The sequence below is a fragment of the Candidatus Omnitrophota bacterium genome (genome assembly GCA_016209275.1).
In the GTDB taxonomy this organism is placed as follows: domain Bacteria; phylum Omnitrophota; class Gorgyraeia; order Aquiviventales; family Aquiviventaceae; genus JACQWM01.
Genome location: JACQWM010000031.1, coordinates 1 through 14364 on the forward strand (window position 1 = coordinate 1; position 14364 = coordinate 14364).

At 60.9% G+C, this 14364-nt stretch carries 16 protein-coding genes and 1 tRNA gene; 9 read left to right on the top strand and 8 right to left on the bottom strand.

The window, feature by feature from the left end:
- The 3 genes from HY737_04785 to HY737_04795 all read left to right on the top strand — a co-directional run.
- On the top strand, positions 1–172 hold a 172-nt coding region (locus tag HY737_04785), incomplete at its 5' end, for a hypothetical protein (protein MBI4597703.1).
- 8 nt (positions 173–180) lie between these two features.
- On the top strand, positions 181–792 hold the full coding sequence (locus HY737_04790) for an ImmA/IrrE family metallo-endopeptidase (GenBank protein ID MBI4597704.1): 612 nt from the start codon (positions 181–183) through the stop codon (positions 790–792).
- Between the two features lie 6 nt (positions 793–798).
- On the top strand, positions 799–993 hold the full coding sequence (locus tag HY737_04795) for a hypothetical protein (GenBank protein MBI4597705.1): 195 nt from the start codon (positions 799–801) through the stop codon (positions 991–993).
- Between the two features lie 29 nt (positions 994–1022).
- Here the strand turns inward: HY737_04795 and HY737_04800 are convergent, their stop codons facing one another.
- Positions 1023–1424 (bottom strand): hypothetical protein, encoded by a 402-nt coding sequence (locus HY737_04800; protein MBI4597706.1) that lies wholly within the window; start codon positions 1422–1424, stop codon positions 1023–1025.
- Between the two features lie 399 nt (positions 1425–1823).
- Between HY737_04800 and HY737_04805 the strand changes: the two genes are divergently transcribed.
- Both HY737_04805 and HY737_04810 read left to right on the top strand, forming a co-directional pair.
- Positions 1824–2531, top strand: coding sequence for a nucleotidyl transferase AbiEii/AbiGii toxin family protein (locus tag HY737_04805; protein ID MBI4597707.1), 708 nt, complete (start codon positions 1824–1826; stop codon positions 2529–2531).
- Positions 2532–2553: 22 nt separating this feature from the next.
- Positions 2554–3879: a helix-turn-helix transcriptional regulator gene (locus HY737_04810; protein ID MBI4597708.1), complete on the top strand. Its 1326-nt coding sequence runs from the start codon at positions 2554–2556 to the stop codon at positions 3877–3879.
- A 453-nt stretch (positions 3880–4332) separates the two neighbouring features.
- Here HY737_04810 and HY737_04815 read toward each other — a convergent pair whose 3' ends face one another.
- A complete protein-coding gene (locus tag HY737_04815; GenBank protein MBI4597709.1) occupies positions 4333–4938 on the bottom strand; it encodes an acyloxyacyl hydrolase in 606 nt (201 codons plus the stop codon).
- An 88-nt stretch (positions 4939–5026) separates the two neighbouring features.
- Between HY737_04815 and HY737_04820 the strand changes: the two genes are divergently transcribed.
- From HY737_04820 to HY737_04835, 4 genes are all read left to right on the top strand, one after another.
- Positions 5027–7045, top strand: coding sequence for a radical SAM protein (locus tag HY737_04820; protein MBI4597710.1), 2019 nt, complete (start codon positions 5027–5029; stop codon positions 7043–7045).
- Positions 7046–7293: 248 nt separating this feature from the next.
- Complete coding sequence (locus HY737_04825; protein MBI4597711.1) at positions 7294–8079, top strand: cytidylate kinase-like family protein; 786 nt, start codon at positions 7294–7296, stop codon at positions 8077–8079.
- Complete coding sequence (locus HY737_04830; GenBank protein MBI4597712.1) at positions 8066–8749, top strand: hemerythrin domain-containing protein; 684 nt, start codon at positions 8066–8068, stop codon at positions 8747–8749. The genes HY737_04825 and HY737_04830 overlap by 14 nt, the downstream gene beginning before the upstream one ends.
- 316 nt (positions 8750–9065) lie before the next feature.
- A complete protein-coding gene (locus HY737_04835) occupies positions 9066–9689 on the top strand; it encodes a hypothetical protein (protein MBI4597713.1) in 624 nt (207 codons plus the stop codon).
- Positions 9690–9703: 14 nt separating this feature from the next.
- Here HY737_04835 and HY737_04840 read toward each other — a convergent pair whose 3' ends face one another.
- From HY737_04840 to HY737_04865, 6 genes are all read right to left on the bottom strand, one after another.
- A complete protein-coding gene (locus tag HY737_04840; GenBank protein MBI4597714.1) occupies positions 9704–10762 on the bottom strand; it encodes a methyltransferase domain-containing protein in 1059 nt (352 codons plus the stop codon).
- Positions 10763–10791: 29 nt separating this feature from the next.
- On the bottom strand, positions 10792–11331 hold the full coding sequence (locus HY737_04845) for a peroxiredoxin (protein ID MBI4597715.1): 540 nt from the start codon (positions 11329–11331) through the stop codon (positions 10792–10794).
- 55 nt (positions 11332–11386) lie between these two features.
- A complete protein-coding gene (gene recR / locus HY737_04850; protein ID MBI4597716.1) occupies positions 11387–11989 on the bottom strand; it encodes a recombination protein RecR in 603 nt (200 codons plus the stop codon).
- Positions 11989–13644 (bottom strand): DNA polymerase III subunit gamma/tau, encoded by a 1656-nt coding sequence (dnaX, locus tag HY737_04855; protein ID MBI4597717.1) that lies wholly within the window; start codon positions 13642–13644, stop codon positions 11989–11991. Before dnaX ends, recR begins: the two co-directional genes overlap by 1 nt.
- 73 nt (positions 13645–13717) lie before the next feature.
- Positions 13718–13808: transfer RNA gene (locus HY737_04860), tRNA-Ser, on the bottom strand.
- A gap of 6 nt (positions 13809–13814) precedes the next feature.
- Positions 13815–14273, bottom strand: a complete 459-nt coding sequence (locus tag HY737_04865; GenBank protein MBI4597718.1) for a nucleoside deaminase — start codon at positions 14271–14273, stop codon at positions 13815–13817.
- Between the last annotated feature and the right edge of the window lie 91 nt (positions 14274–14364).

The following is a 14364-nucleotide window of genomic DNA, read 5'->3' on the forward strand; positions in this document are numbered from 1 at the left end:
CTGGTATACCTTCTTTGATTTGGCGGCTGCGGCCAAGGGACGCCTGCCGGACGAACTGTTGGAGGATGATCGGCTCGTGGCGAAGCTGCCGCTCGTCTTCAGGACCCTACGAGGGAAGCGCCTCACAGGCAAGCAACTCGATGAGCTGGTAAAGAAGGTCAAGGGTGAGTGATATCGTGCATGTCGCTCAACGTCCCACACTTGACCTACAACCAGCTTCGAGCCGCAGCAGAGGCGTTTCTCAAGCGCTACCACTCTTCCAGGAAGATTCCGATCCCAATCGAGCAGATCATTGAGTGTCAGATGAGGCTCGACATCATCCCGCTGCCTGGCTTGCTCGAGGCCTACGACGTGGACGGCTTCACCTCCAGCGATCTCTCAGAGATTTCAGTTGACCAGTTCGTCTACGAGCATCGGCCCAGCCGCTACCGGTTTACGCTGGCGCATGAAGTGGGCCATGTCGTGCTCCACGCCGACCTCTTCAAGGCCCATCGTTTTCGAGGGATCGACACCTGGAAGCGTTTCCTCATGGGCGTGCCGGAGTTAAACTACACCCGCCTGGAATGGCAGGCGTACAGCTTCGGCGGCTTGGTGTTAGTGCCAGGCGACGTGCTACAACAGGAGTTCAAGCTGGTGGCGAAACAGGTGAAAGCGCAAGGGCTGTCGAAGGAGACCGATTTTGCCAAAGCCCTGATGACTGACATGGTGGCGACACGCTTTGGCGTCTCCAGCGAAGTGATCGACCGCCGGCTGAACTTCGACCAAATCCGATTAACCGATCTCTGGGAGTGAGGGGCGATGTACCAGATCAAGGACGAGGCCGATCGGCAGAAGACCCTGGAGCACATCAAGGGCTTCAAGGCGCAAATCGAACGCGTCCGGCAAAAGCACGGCCCGGAGCGATCCCGAAACTTCAAGACAATGGCCGAGCAAATGATCAAGCAGTTTGAGGAACAGGTCAAAACCTACGACCAGCTCAAACAAAGAAATTAATCCTGCAACATATCCTACCTCCCATGGCGCTACTGGGTGAGTGAGGGGAGCTGCGCGAGCAGCTTCTGGAACTCCTCGAGCTGGCGCGCCGGGTCGTCGATTTGAGTCAGCGGGCGCAGGCGGTTTTCGCTGAAGAAGTGGATCGTCGGCTGGTCGGTCAGGCGCAGAAGCTGTTCCTGGATTTCTGGGGCCAGCCGCAGCAGGCTCATGACCTGGGTGATGCGAACCCGGGAAACGCCCATTTCACGAGCGAGGTCGGCTTGCGTTTTCACGAAGGGGTCGCGCTGAAGGATGCTGGCATAACGGCGAGCTTCCAAGAGCGGCGACGTGTAGACTCGCTCGGGCACGATTGGCGGCGGGGTCCATTGGAATACGATGCGCCGACCGGTGCCGCCGCGCCGAGTAGGGCGCTTCTCGATCGTTTGATACACGCGAAAGACTTGCCACCATGCCGGGTCAGAAATGGTGCAGTGAGTGGCCAACACGGGGAGCCATCGTAACGGCTCAGAGCGGACGCCTCCGTCACGGAAGTTGTCCGCTCGAGTCGTTTATGGGGCAGACAGTTGTGAAGATCGGCCGCAGGATGATATGCGCGCACCGTGAGCCGACACTCCGGGGAGTGGTTCGACTCGCTTCGCTCGCTCAGGACTACGCAGCGGCCAGCAGAATCATTTTCCTCCGCAGTTTCGGATCCCGAAAGTACGGGTTCGTCTCACTCAGCGGCTTCTCTTTGCCCTTCATTGTTATCCCCCAGTAGAGCTGTATTACAAGCCAAAACACGTATAAATTTGTTGACTAAATGATAAATATACAAGTATACTAGCTATAGCATGTCAATAAGTCAAACTGTCGTCAAAGCTCAGAAGAAGATGCTACAGGCTGTAGCCAAGGCCGATCTCCCTGTCTATCTGGCCGCAGGAACGGCCCTTGCCATCCGGTGCGGCCATCGGTACTCGGAAGACCTTGATTTCTTTACCCAGCGCTGGAGCCAAGCCCTGCACCGGAAACTGTCCAAGCAGATCGAGCGAGCCACCACGTTTCCGTTCCGGCTCCTGGACGAGCGGATTAAGCTTCGCCTGGCAAAGGTAGCGGCTTATGAATTCAGCATTACCAAGAGAGCATTTTTAAAGGTGGATGTCATCGAAGACTTTGATCCGTTGCTGCAGCCGGTTGAGCCGGATGGTATTGCTTCAATGGATGACCTTTACCTACGAAAAGTACGGGCTGTCATCGGCTGGACTACCAACCCGTCTTCAACCGGACAGATGGTGGCTGGTGGCCGGCAAGATGCCAAAGATCTCTTTGACCTGTGGTATCTGTCGACCCATTATGCGCCGCTGCATGAGTGGTTTCCAGCGCACTTTACCAAGCAGGACTATCAGCGGCTGGCCCGATGGTTGCAGACCATGACCGGCCAAGGGACGACGTTTGCCTTACTTGATGTCGCACCAGGCTGTGATACCAAGCAGATTATGCGTCACATGGAACAACAGGTGTATGAGCGTCTGAACCGTCGATACGTGCGATATGAAACGTGAAAATTGGTACTGGGACTTGAGGATGCCCTTCGAGAAGATTCGGGAGATCCTGACCGATGAGCAGAATCCCAAATTTCCTCGGATTGCTGCTCGTCTGCTGTCGCGGGTTGATGATCCCGAGCAGGTGTTTTCCCTGATCAAGCCGCTCGCATTCTGCCGTCGGTTTTACGCTATTCAGCAAGAGATCAATAAGGACGAGTGGACCAAGGAGAAAGGGGCGTTCTGGCGGGCGACCTACGAACGGTATAGCCGCGAGTTTCAACGCTCCGGTATCCGGCTTCGGCAGCGGCAGCCTCGTGAACGCGATCCGTTTATTGACGATCTGGCCGGCAAGTTGCGGGAATGCCGCGAGGCGATGAACCTCTCGCAAGGTCAGGTCGCAGAGATGCTGGACTGCAGCCAGCAGTTTGTCTCCGGTATCGAGCAGGGGCGGGAGAAGATTACGATTGATTATCTCCGGCGATTCGCGGCCAAGACAGGGTGTGACTTTGATCTCATCCTCAGGTCGCCACGCCAAGCCCATACGGAAGAGACCAAAGTGTCGGAAAACTACGCTGAGCTCAAAGGCTGGGTTGAACGGGAACGCCGAGCCGCGCGTGAGGTCGCGAAGACTCAGCAACGCGATAAGTGCCTGATGGAGGTGGTGGCCTATCTTCCAGATTCTGTTGTCAATGCACAGCAAGATGCGTGGAAAACAGCTGCCGGACAGGTACCGGAGGAGACGTTGCAATTTCGGCAGGATGAGCTGCGGCGAGCGATGGAACAAACCCAGGTGCATTCTTTTGGCTGGCCGATCGGCCTTGTGATGACCCGACCGGAGTATGCCCCAAAGCCTCATGATGACGGCATCCGAGCCACCATCCTAACTGATGGACTCATGGATCGGTCTTCCTTTGACTACTGGGCGCTTCGGACAGACCGGGTGTTTTATCTCCTTAAGACGTTGTTTGAGGACGAGCGATCCGAAGGGAAGATCTTCGTAGATACCAGGATCGTCCGAACAGCAGAAACGCTCCTGCGCATCAGCCGGCTGTATCGAGCGCTCCATGCGGAGCCCGAAGACAGAGTAGTGATCAGAATTCAATATACTGGCCTTCGAGGCCGGATGTTGTCTTTCGCGGATCCAATGCGAAGGATAGGATTTGACCGGATCTGTGTGGAGAACGAAACCGAATCCTGGATTAAAGAGCGCCTGAAAGACATCGAACCCAAGCTGGTTGATCTGGTTCATGCAGCGGTGAGCGAGCTGTGCATCCTGTTCGACTATTTTCCGCTGTCCAAAGAGCAAGTGATGCAGCCACTTGTAGAGAAGTTCCTCAGGGAAAATCCTGAGCGACCCACTACCTGAGCGGCTTTGAGGGGAGTGCTGGCGATGTTACCAAACGCTATTCTGATTGCAGATAGTAAGGTGGTGTACTGCAACATAATCCCGACTTCCGGGCGCTAGTGGGTGAGCAAAGGGATCTGCGCCAGGAGCTTCTTGAATTCCTCGAGCTGGCGCGCTGGGTCGGCGATCTGAGTGAGCGGGCGGAGGCTTCGAGAGCCCTCCAGAAAGCCCGCAGGAGCCGCCAGCTGCTCCCTCGGGAAGCGATGCGGCCGCCATCTCCGGGGTTCTCCAAGCCATCACCAACAGCGAATCAGGCGGCATGGCGGTTGATGAGTCGGCGGTATCCGGCCTGCTCCAGTCGATTGAGGGTATGAGCACCGAAGAACTCGAACAGCCGGATCCTGGGGAGGATGCTGAGCAGTAACACCGGGAAACCGCCAAGGAAAATAGGGGACGGTTCTATTTCTTAGTATTTCAGAAGGACTTCATCAGCTCAAGGTACAGCATCGCGGCGTCGTAGCCCATGTTGTGATTTCTGCCGCGCACGCGGGCGTTGGAAAGATGATGCGCGCGAATCCCGCCCGCTAACATCGCGTTGCGGCTGACACGATAGGTCACGCCGCCTCCGCCCTGGAGATCAAAATTAAACCGCAGACTGGCCGGGGTAATGGGATGCCGTTGGTACACCGCCCCGGCCAGCGCCTCGACGTACAGGGACCATGGGTTCCTCTTGGCCACATGCCAGCGCATCCCAAGCTCCGCCCCGCCGTACGCGCCCCCTGATGTCCGCTGCGACTCCACATAGCCGAATTGCCCGCCGCACTCAATGGCCAGATCATCGACCAGATAATAGCTGGCGTGGAGCTGTGTGAGCGCGAACCACGCGAGCGAAGGCTTGCGAGACGTCGCCGCCGTGACCGACCAGTAGCGCGAGCCTTGTTTGAACGGGTCGCCAGCTCCGGGGTCTGATGCCGAAGGCTCGGCGCGCGCTGCCGACGTGCATGACGCGAGGCTAAGCCATGCGAGCACACATAGGCTGGATAGGAGCCGAGATGGAGGCACGAAACCGGCATAAGTCATTTTTCGATTTTTTCCTTCCGAGCTCAGCGCTCTGTGGTGTGCTGTTAGTGTAGCGATACGTTGTCAATATGAGTAAAATAGTTGAGCAATGGGTATACGACGGCTCATCATCTACCTCATCAAGCCCTCGAAATATGATGCGGACGGCTATGTGATCCGCTACTGGCGAGGGGTGCTGCCCAGCAATACCCTGACCTGCCTGTACGGGTTGACGGACGATGTCCGACGGCGAGGGACGCTGGGACGGCGCCTGACGTGGCGCATCGAGTTGATCGACGAAACGGTCCAACGGGTCGATGTGCGGCGGATTGTGCGTTCCGGTCGACGCCGTGGCACGAAAGCGATCGTCTGCCTGACCGGCGTGCAAAGCAATCAGTTTGCCCGGGCCAGCGATGTGGCGCTTGCCTGTCGAGCGGCCGGGCTTGAGGTCCTCATCGGCGGCTTCCACGTCAGCGGGTCGCTGGCGATGCTGCCCCAGATGCCTCGGGAAATTCAGGCACTCGTCGAGGCCGGTGTCAGCGTGGTGGCCGGAGAAATCGAAGGCCGATGGGAGGGCATCCTCCGGGACGCGCTCCTCGGACGACTCCAACCCGTGTACAATTTCCTGCTCCAGCCCCCACCGCTGCAGGCAGCACCCATGCCGCGCATCAGCCCGCGGTATGCGCGTCGGTTTGTGTCGCCGAATTTCAGCACCATGGACTGCGGGCGGGGGTGCCCCTTCAACTGCTCGTTCTGCACCGTCATCAATGTCCAGGGCCGGACGATGCGGTTTCGTGATGTGGCTCGACTGCTTGAGACGATCCGGGACAATTACCGCCGCCATCGCATTGGCTCGTATTTCTTCACCGATGATAACTTCTGCCGGAACACACACTGGGAAGCCATTCTCGATGGGCTCATCCAATTGCGCGAAGAGGGGATCCGGATCGGCTTCATGGTCCAGGTGGATACCCAATCGTACAAGCTGCCCAACTTTGTGGCGAAGGCTAAAGCCGCCGGCTGCTCGCAGGTCTTTATCGGGCTCGAGAGCCTGAACGCGCAAAATCTGGAAGCGGCGGGCAAGCGGCAGAACCGGCTCGAGAACTTCCGCGCCCTCTTCGAGACTTATCGCGCGGCAGGGATCAACACCCATGTCGCCTACATCATCGGGTTTCCGTTTGATACAGCCTCTTCTGTCCAGGAGGATATCCAGCGGCTGACCACGGAGCTCGGCCCTGACCAAGCCTCGTTCTTTATGCTGACACCGCTGCCTGGCTCTCAGGATCATGCCGCGCTGGCGCAGCGCGGCGTTGCGATGGATGCGGATTTGAACCAGTATGACTCGTTCCACGCGACGACCGAGCATCCCAGGATGTCCCGTGAAGAATGGACGCGGGCGTACGAGGAGGCCTGGAGGACATTCTACAGCTTGGAGAACATGAAGCGCATTCTCTCGCGTGCGCGTCCCGAAAACTACTGGGCCGTGTTCGCCAATTTCATCTGGTATAAGAATTCCTTCATCGTGGAACAGGGGCATCCCATGATCCATGGGTTTGTCCGACTCAAAGCTCGCCGTGAACGCCGGCCGGGGTGGCCGATGGAATCGCGATGGCGGTACTTCGCACGCCGCGCGGGCGACGTCTGGCGCTATGCCAGGCTCTGGCCGCGGTTGGCGCTGGACATGGAGGAGCTCTGGCTCCAGACTCGGCAGCGCTCAGCGCTTGAGCAGCGCGTCATCGACGAGCTGAGACAGTTTCCCTCAAGCGTGCGGGGGTGGCGGCAGATGCGGCTGTCTGAACTCCAACACGCCTATCGACGGGCCATATCAGCGGTACGGCGGAACATGCCGCACGCGCCAACGCTGTCAGCCCCCATTCCGCCTCGACTCCTGTTATGGGTCAAGCGGTGGAATCCGTGCTCGCATTCCTTGACATGGACGCGCCAATCGCTCCATCGGTTTTGGAAAAGGACTGCGGCGCACATCAGACGGGGAAGGCTCGACCATCTCGATGTCAGCGGCGTGGTGTTCAACGGCGTCCAGGAGCTCTCATTGTTTGCCACCTTCGCCTCGCTGTTCTTTTCCCGGTTGCTCATTCGCCTGTTCGCGCGAAGCGTCGCTCGGGCCTAGGAGTTCGGCTGCGGCTATGGAATAATGAGCTGCGTCATAGAAGGGCATCGGCGTTTGGCCTAACCTAGAGGTGTTGTAAAGGGATCGGGCTTGGCGGCAGGAGGCACCAATGAAGCCAAGCGATGAACGGCAGCATGACCCCGGTATCCTTCGCGAGAAGCTCGCCCGTAGCGTAGAGCGATTCCCCGCCTGTGAGTTTCTGCGTGTTCGTCTTCAGCGTCTGACCAATTCGCTCCAGAAGGCGCGCGATGGCGGCCCCTCTCGATGACATCAAGCGATTTCTCGAGGCGTTCTCCTATCGAGAACGCGAGACGGCTGGGTTCGTCGGCGCAAGCGCGTATCGACCGTTCGTGACGATCTCACGGCAGGCCGGGGCCGGCGGCCATACCCTGGCCCGCGTCCTCCTCCAGCAGATGCAGCAGGAGGATGACCCGCTCTTCCATGGCTGGCAGGTGTTTGACCGCGAGCTGTGCGAGCAGTTGATCGCCGATCCCGCCCTGCGCATCTCGATGCAAGCCCTGCTCAGCGAGGAATACCACACCGACATCGAAGATGCCATCTACTCGCTGCTTGGCGGAGAATCGCCGCAATACGTCGTGGTGAAGAAGCTCTTCGAAACCATCCGGTCGCTGGCAGCGATGGGGCGGGTCATCGTCGTGGGCCGGGGCGGCATGTGCGTCACGCGCGGGCTGCCGGACGGCGTGCATGTCCGCCTGGTGGCGTCTGAGGCGACGCGCCTCCAGCGAATGCGAACACTCGTTGAAACCACCGAACGCGAGGCGAAGGAACTGATGGCCCGCCAGGATCGCGACCGGGCGCGCCTGATCGCGGATTATTTTCACCGCGACATTGATGACCCGCTCCTCTACGTCATGATGTGGAACACCGATGCCGCGCCCATGGAGGCGATCGCCGCGTCGCTCATCGCGTTCATGAAACGCCACGCCGCGGCGGCCGCGGCGCGCCACCCAACACCTCCTCCCGTGGGGAGAGGACTTGAAGTATCGGGAGGGCCCTGCCATGAGAGCTATTGAGCGCTTGCAGCGTGATCATCGCGTCTTGCAAGCCAAACTCAACGTCATTGAGACCGCGCTTCGCATGGGACCGGAGGTGTGGCCGGTGGTGCGCGAGGTCTGTTGCACGCTCGCGCGCCAGCTCCATGACCACATCAAACGCGAGGAAGCCCTGATTGCGCAATGCCGCACGACCCTCGCCCCGCAGGCGCTCAGCGCGATTGCGCTGGAGCACCACGATGAGCCGGAGCAATTGCAGACCATCAAGCGGCTGTTCGTGAAGGGCGATGGCCGCGTCATGGAGCGCGCGGTGCCGGCATTAAGCGAAGCCATTCAGCGGATGCGGCGCCATATGGCGGAAGAAGAAACCTCGCTGTTTCCGCTCCTGCAACGTGAGTTGGCCGGGCAACAACCGCCGACCCCGCCCATCGCGCAGACGTCGATCCTCAATGAGTGCATGACGGTCAACCGCGTGGCGCATGAGCACCCGGCGACGAAAGCCGTCTTTGAGCACCTCCTCATTCATATGCCATCGGAGGGGTGCTCCTGTTTGGATGAGGTTGCCTGGCAGCATGGGATGGATAGCCGACAGCTCGTGGAGGAGCTGGAGCGCGTGATTCCGCCGCATCGGCCGCGGCGAGCCAAGGCGGTTGAGCGCCTGCAACAAGCGCCGGAGTGCGCATGCCGATAACGTCACGCCGACCACCTCGGCCGGAAGGCCGGCTGTGGCGGCGGAAGATGCAAAGCTTAGGGTTGCGCCTCTCCAAGAGGTGCCGGCGACGCCATGCCTCCGGTGCCCCGATGAAACGCAGTCCATAGAACAGAACCGGTTTCATCAATTTGCGCGAGGAAGGAGTCCTCCGATGCCCCTCACCGTGCTGCTCACCATCGCGGTGGTGGTCGGCTACGCCCTGGGAGCCGTGCTCATCGGCCTAGCGATGTTTCCAGGGGCGATGTTCTGCTCGGCGGTCTGGCCGCGCACGGCAGCACTCCCCTTCTGGGCGCGCATGCTTTCGATGTGCTGCGCGGCGGGGGCGGCGTATTTCCTCTATGGCTTCACCCTCGTCGGGATCACCGGCGGGCTCCGAGGCGCGCTGCGGCTGCGGCTGCGGGAGGGCGCGCACCCGCTGATGTCGGCGGAGGCGGCCGCGTGGGGTATCTCGATCGCCTTGCGGTCCCCGGTGTCGATCACGTTCTTGAGCTTCCTGCTGCTCACGCCCTTCGCCCCCCTCTTTTACCGCCTGATGGGCGCGCGCATCGGCCGGGACGTGCAGATCAACACGAAGTCATGCGCCGACCCATTGCTGCTGGAGATCGGCGAGGGGTCGGTGATCGGCGGGCATGCGACGATCGTCAGCCACGCCTTTGAGCACCATCAGCTCGTGCTGAAGAAAGTAAAGATCGGGGCCCGCGTTGTGGTGGGCCTCAACGCCGTGATCCTGCCCGGAGTGGAGGTGGGTGATGGTGCCACCATCGCCGCAGGAGCTGTCGTCCCGAAGAATACCTGTATCGCGCCAGGCAGCGTGTATTTCGGCGCGCTTCCGCACCGTCACATCATCCCACAGCACGTGGAGGTTCAACAACGCGAGGCGTCCCTGCCGCCGCCGGAGATGATGGAGACGTGGCGCTAACGCGCCGCCCGCGGCTAGAGCCGGGCTTCAAAGATCCGGTTGAAGGGGGTTTCCGCCGCGCGGCGAAACGTCGTAAATCCTGCCGTCGTCACGGTGTTCCGGAGCGCTGCTTCCGTCGCCACCGTGCCGAGGGCGCTGCCGCCGTGGGCCAAGGCGTTGGGGGTGCAGCACAACACCGACGCCGCGGAAAACGTCCGGCCGACCGGAGTAAAATTTCCCTCCACGGTATCGCCGGCCATCGGCTCAACAATGAGCACGCTGCCGTCGGCGGCCAAGGCCTCCCGGATGCGCTGCAGCGCGCTGACCGGATCACCCATATCGTGCAGACAATCGAAGAGCGTCACTAAATCATAGCCCTTGCGCGGGACGTGGCTCGCCTCGATGACTTCAAAGGTGATCCGAGATCCGACGCCGGCATCTTGGGCGGTACGTTTGGCATACTCAATCGACGGCTGGTGGCTGTCAAATCCCCAAAAGGTCGACTTCGGATAGGCCTTCGCCAGAATAATCGTTGAGGCCCCGTGTCCGCAGCCCACATCGGCCACCTTGCCGCCGGCTTTCAGCTTGGCGTCCACGCCGGTCAGCGAGGGAATCCACTCCGCCGTCAGATGCGCCTTGTAGCCGGGCCGGAAGAACCGCTCGGTGCCGATAAACAAATCCGGATCATGCTCGCTCCAAAACATGCCCTCGCCGCTGCGAAACGCCTCGGCGATCCGCCCCTGGGCGGCCAGCATTGCCTTAATGACATAAAAGCCTCCGCCGACAAAGGCGGGGCTGGTCTCATCGGTCAGCGCGACCCCCTGCTCCGGTGAGAGCCCATAGCGGCCGGTGGCGGCATCATACTCCACATAGCCGCTGGCTGCCTGGTTGATGAGCCACTCCCGAATGTAGCGCTCGGTCGTGCCGGTGCGCTGGGCCAGCTCCTCCGGCGTCACGGACCCGCCCCACGCCATGGCCCGATAGAGCCCGAGCCGCTGCCCGATATAGACCAGCGCGGAACTGAGGGCGGCGCCGAAATCGCCCACGACCTTGCCGAGAAATGCGTTGAGCTTCTCTTGGTCCACCGCCTTCACACTGGTGCTTGCCATGCCCGCCTCCTCTGTTAGCCGATCTGGATAGTCGCCTCGCCCGGCTGCCAACTGCAAGGGCACAGTTCCCCGGTCTGCAGCGCATTGAGCACGCGCAAGACCTCCTGCGGATTGCGCCCCACGCTGAGATCCGTCACCATCACGAAGCGGATGGTGCCTTCAGGATCGACAATGAACGTCGCGCGCTGGGCCACGCCTTCCTTCGCATCCAGGATGCCCAGCGCTTCTGAGAGCTCGCGCTTCACATCCGCCAGCATGGGAAACGGCAGCGCGCTGAGGCTTTTCTGCTGGTTCCGCCAGGCCAGGTGCACAAACTCGGAGTCGGTGCTGCCGCCGAGGAGCTTCGCGCCGCGCTCCTCAAACTGCGGATTCAGCCGGCCGAACTCCTCGATCTCCGTCGGACACACAAAGGTGAAGTCCTTCGGCCAGAAAAACACCACGAGCCACTTGCCCGGATAGCTCTTCTCTGAAACCTCGACGAACGCCTCCTTCACCTGATTGGACACCGTCGCTTTGACACGAAAAGCCGGAAACCGATCTCCCACGGAACGCATGACGACTCCCTCCTGTGTGGTGTTGTGTGTTGTCGGACGAACCGCCGGCGACCCGCTACAGCAGCTCCCGGCGGCCTTCAAGGGCGCGGGCGAGCGTGGCGGCATCGGCATATTCCAGATGGCTGCCGACGGGAATGCCTGAAGCAATCCGGGTCAGCTTCAACCCGGCGGGGCGCATGAGCTTCGAGAGATACGCGGCGGTGGTTTCTCCGTCTTTATCCGCGTCGGTGGCGATGATCACTTCCTGGACGATGCCGTCGCTGAGCCGGCGCATCAGCTCATCGATCTTCAACAGCTCCGGGCCGATCCCATCCAGCGGCGCAATGGCCCCGAGCAGCACATGGTAGAGGCCGGTGAAGGTCCCGGTCTTCTCGATCGACAGCACGTCTTTCGGCTCCTCCACCACGCAGATCACCGACGGATCGCGAGCCGCATCCTGGCAGATGGCGCACCGCGGCGTTTCCGAGAGGTTGAAGCAGACCGCGCAAAACTGGAGCTGCTCCTTCACGGCGACCACGGCCCCTGCCAGCTGCCGCGCCTCCTCTCGTGACGCGCGCAGCAGATAAAACGCGATGCGCTCGGCCGAGCGCGGACCAATGCCAGGCAATTTCTCGAGCGCTTCCAGCAGCCGAAGCAGGGGCTTGGCGTATGACGACATCAACTGACTGAGGGGCGATCCAGCACGGTCGCGTTAAACAGCTTCACGATATCTTGCACCAGCGGAGAGCCGGGAGCGCTTCCGGCCGATGCCGCCGGCGCATCCGCCGGCGCTGGGCTGGGAAGATCCGACAGCGTCGTGTACTCGACACGCACCGCGGTCTTCAATAACTCGCTCAGCAGCGCGGCAATGAGCCGGCGCGTCTCGGGTTCGCTCACCACTTCCTGGTGGAGCGCAAACCCTGGCAGCCCGACGGTCAGCGTGCCGGCCTCCAGTGCGAGCGGCTTAGCATGGGCCAGATACGCGGCCAGTGATATTTTCTTCGCGCCCAGCCGCTCAAGAAACGCCGGCCAAATCGTCGCCACAGCGGGGACAGCCCCCATGCTCTCGGCAGGTTGATGGGTCGTTCCTGGCGTGGGAGCCTTTCTCGTTTTCTCCGTCGGTCCCGTCTCTTCCGTCGAGTCTGCCTGCCCCGCACCCATATGGTGCGGGGTCTGCGCGCTGAGCTGCTCCAATCGCTGCGTGATCTGCTCCAGCGACTGCCACTGCTCTCTCGTCGACAACTTAATGATCACCAGCTCAAGGATCATCGGCGCCATGGGGCTGCGCCGCACGAGTTCATACGCGCCCATCAGCACCTGGAGTGCGAGCAACAGCTCCTGCGGGCCAAGCCGGGCGGCTTGCCGCTCAAGAGCGCTCAGCCGTTCGGCCGGCTCATCAATCAGCCGGCTGCGCAGCTCCTCTTTGGAGGCAGCGCCGTCGGTGACGCGCAGCATCAGCAGATTTCGCAGATGCCGCACCAGCGCCATCAGCAACTGCGCCGCGTCTTTCCCCTGATCCAGCTGCTTCGCCAGCAGCGAGAGCGCTCCTGGCGCGTTGCGATCGATGATCGCGCGGACCCACTCGATCAGCGCGTCGGCTTCGATGGCGCCGAGCAAGGCGATCACATCCGATTCCTCAATCGCGCCTTTGACGAAGCTGGCGGCCTGATCCAAGAGCACTTCCCCGTCGCGCACGCTGCCATCGGCCGCACGTGCGATCGCATACACCGCCGGCTCCGCGACATGGATCTTCTCGGCCTTCACTACCTGCGAGAGTTGCTTCACCAGGGTGGGCACATCCACGCGGCGAAAATCAAACCGCTGGCATCGTGAAAGAATCGTCGCCGGCACTTTGTTGGGCGCAGTCGTGGCAAAGATGAATTTCACATGGGCGGGCGGCTCTTCCAGCGTTTTGAGCAGCGCGTTGAACGCTTCCGTCGTCAGCATGTGGACTTCATCGATGATGTAGAGGCGAAACTCGCCGGTCGCGGCGGCATAGCCGACCGACTCGCGCAACGTGCGGATTTCTTCGATACCGCGATTTGACGCCCCGTCGATTTCGATCACATCCAGGCTGCTGCCACTGATGATCTGCGTGCAGGAGGCGCACGCATCGCATGGCGTTGCCGTCGGCCCCTTTTCGCAGTTCAAGGCCTTCGCCAGGATGCGCGCGGCCGAGGTCTTGCCCACTCCGCGCGGGCCGGCGAAGAGATACGCTTGCGCTACGCGCTTGGCTTTCAGGGCCTGTGTGAGCGTCGTGGTCACATGCGGCTGGCCAATCAGCTCTTCAAACGTCTGCGGCCGGTATTTACGGGCAAACGGGAGGTACGCCATCGTTTCCATTCGATATCAGATATCAAACGCCCGTTTGATATCTGATATCGCTCTTGCGCAGGTGCAGTTAAAACGGAGAGGCCGGGATTTGAACCCGGGACACGAGATTTCTCCCGTGTAACGGTTTAGCAAACCGCCGCTTTCGACCGCTCAGCCACCTCTCCAAATTTTCAATCCGTATGCGCGCTGGCGGCGAAGCGGCGCAGCAGCGCGAAACAGTCGCCGGAGAGCACATCGCCGGTCACGGTCATGCGCCGGTTGAGCCGCTCGTTTTTGGCCAAATCAATCACCGAACCGCACGCCCCGCTGCGCGGATTGGCCGCGCCATAGATCAACCGCGCCGCCTTGGACAGCAATAAGGCCCCCACGCACATCGCGCAGGGCTCCTCGGTGACATAAACCACCGCGTCGGTGAGCTGATCCGAGCCCAACTCGTTCGCCGCTTGCGTGATCGCAATGATGGCGGCGTGCGCCGTCGGGTCGCGCAAGAGTTTAACTTGATGATGCGCGCGGCCGATCACGCGCCCTTGGTGCGCGATGACCGCGCCGACCGGCCGGTCATGAGACTCAAGCGCTTCCTCAGCTTCTTTGAGGGCTTCGCGCATGTACCGCTCATGCGTTGCGGCTATGTCTTCAGCTCGTTCTTCTGTCGCCATAATATGATGGTGCGCCCAAGTGGGATCGAACCACTAACCTTCGGCTCCGCAGGCCGACGCTCTA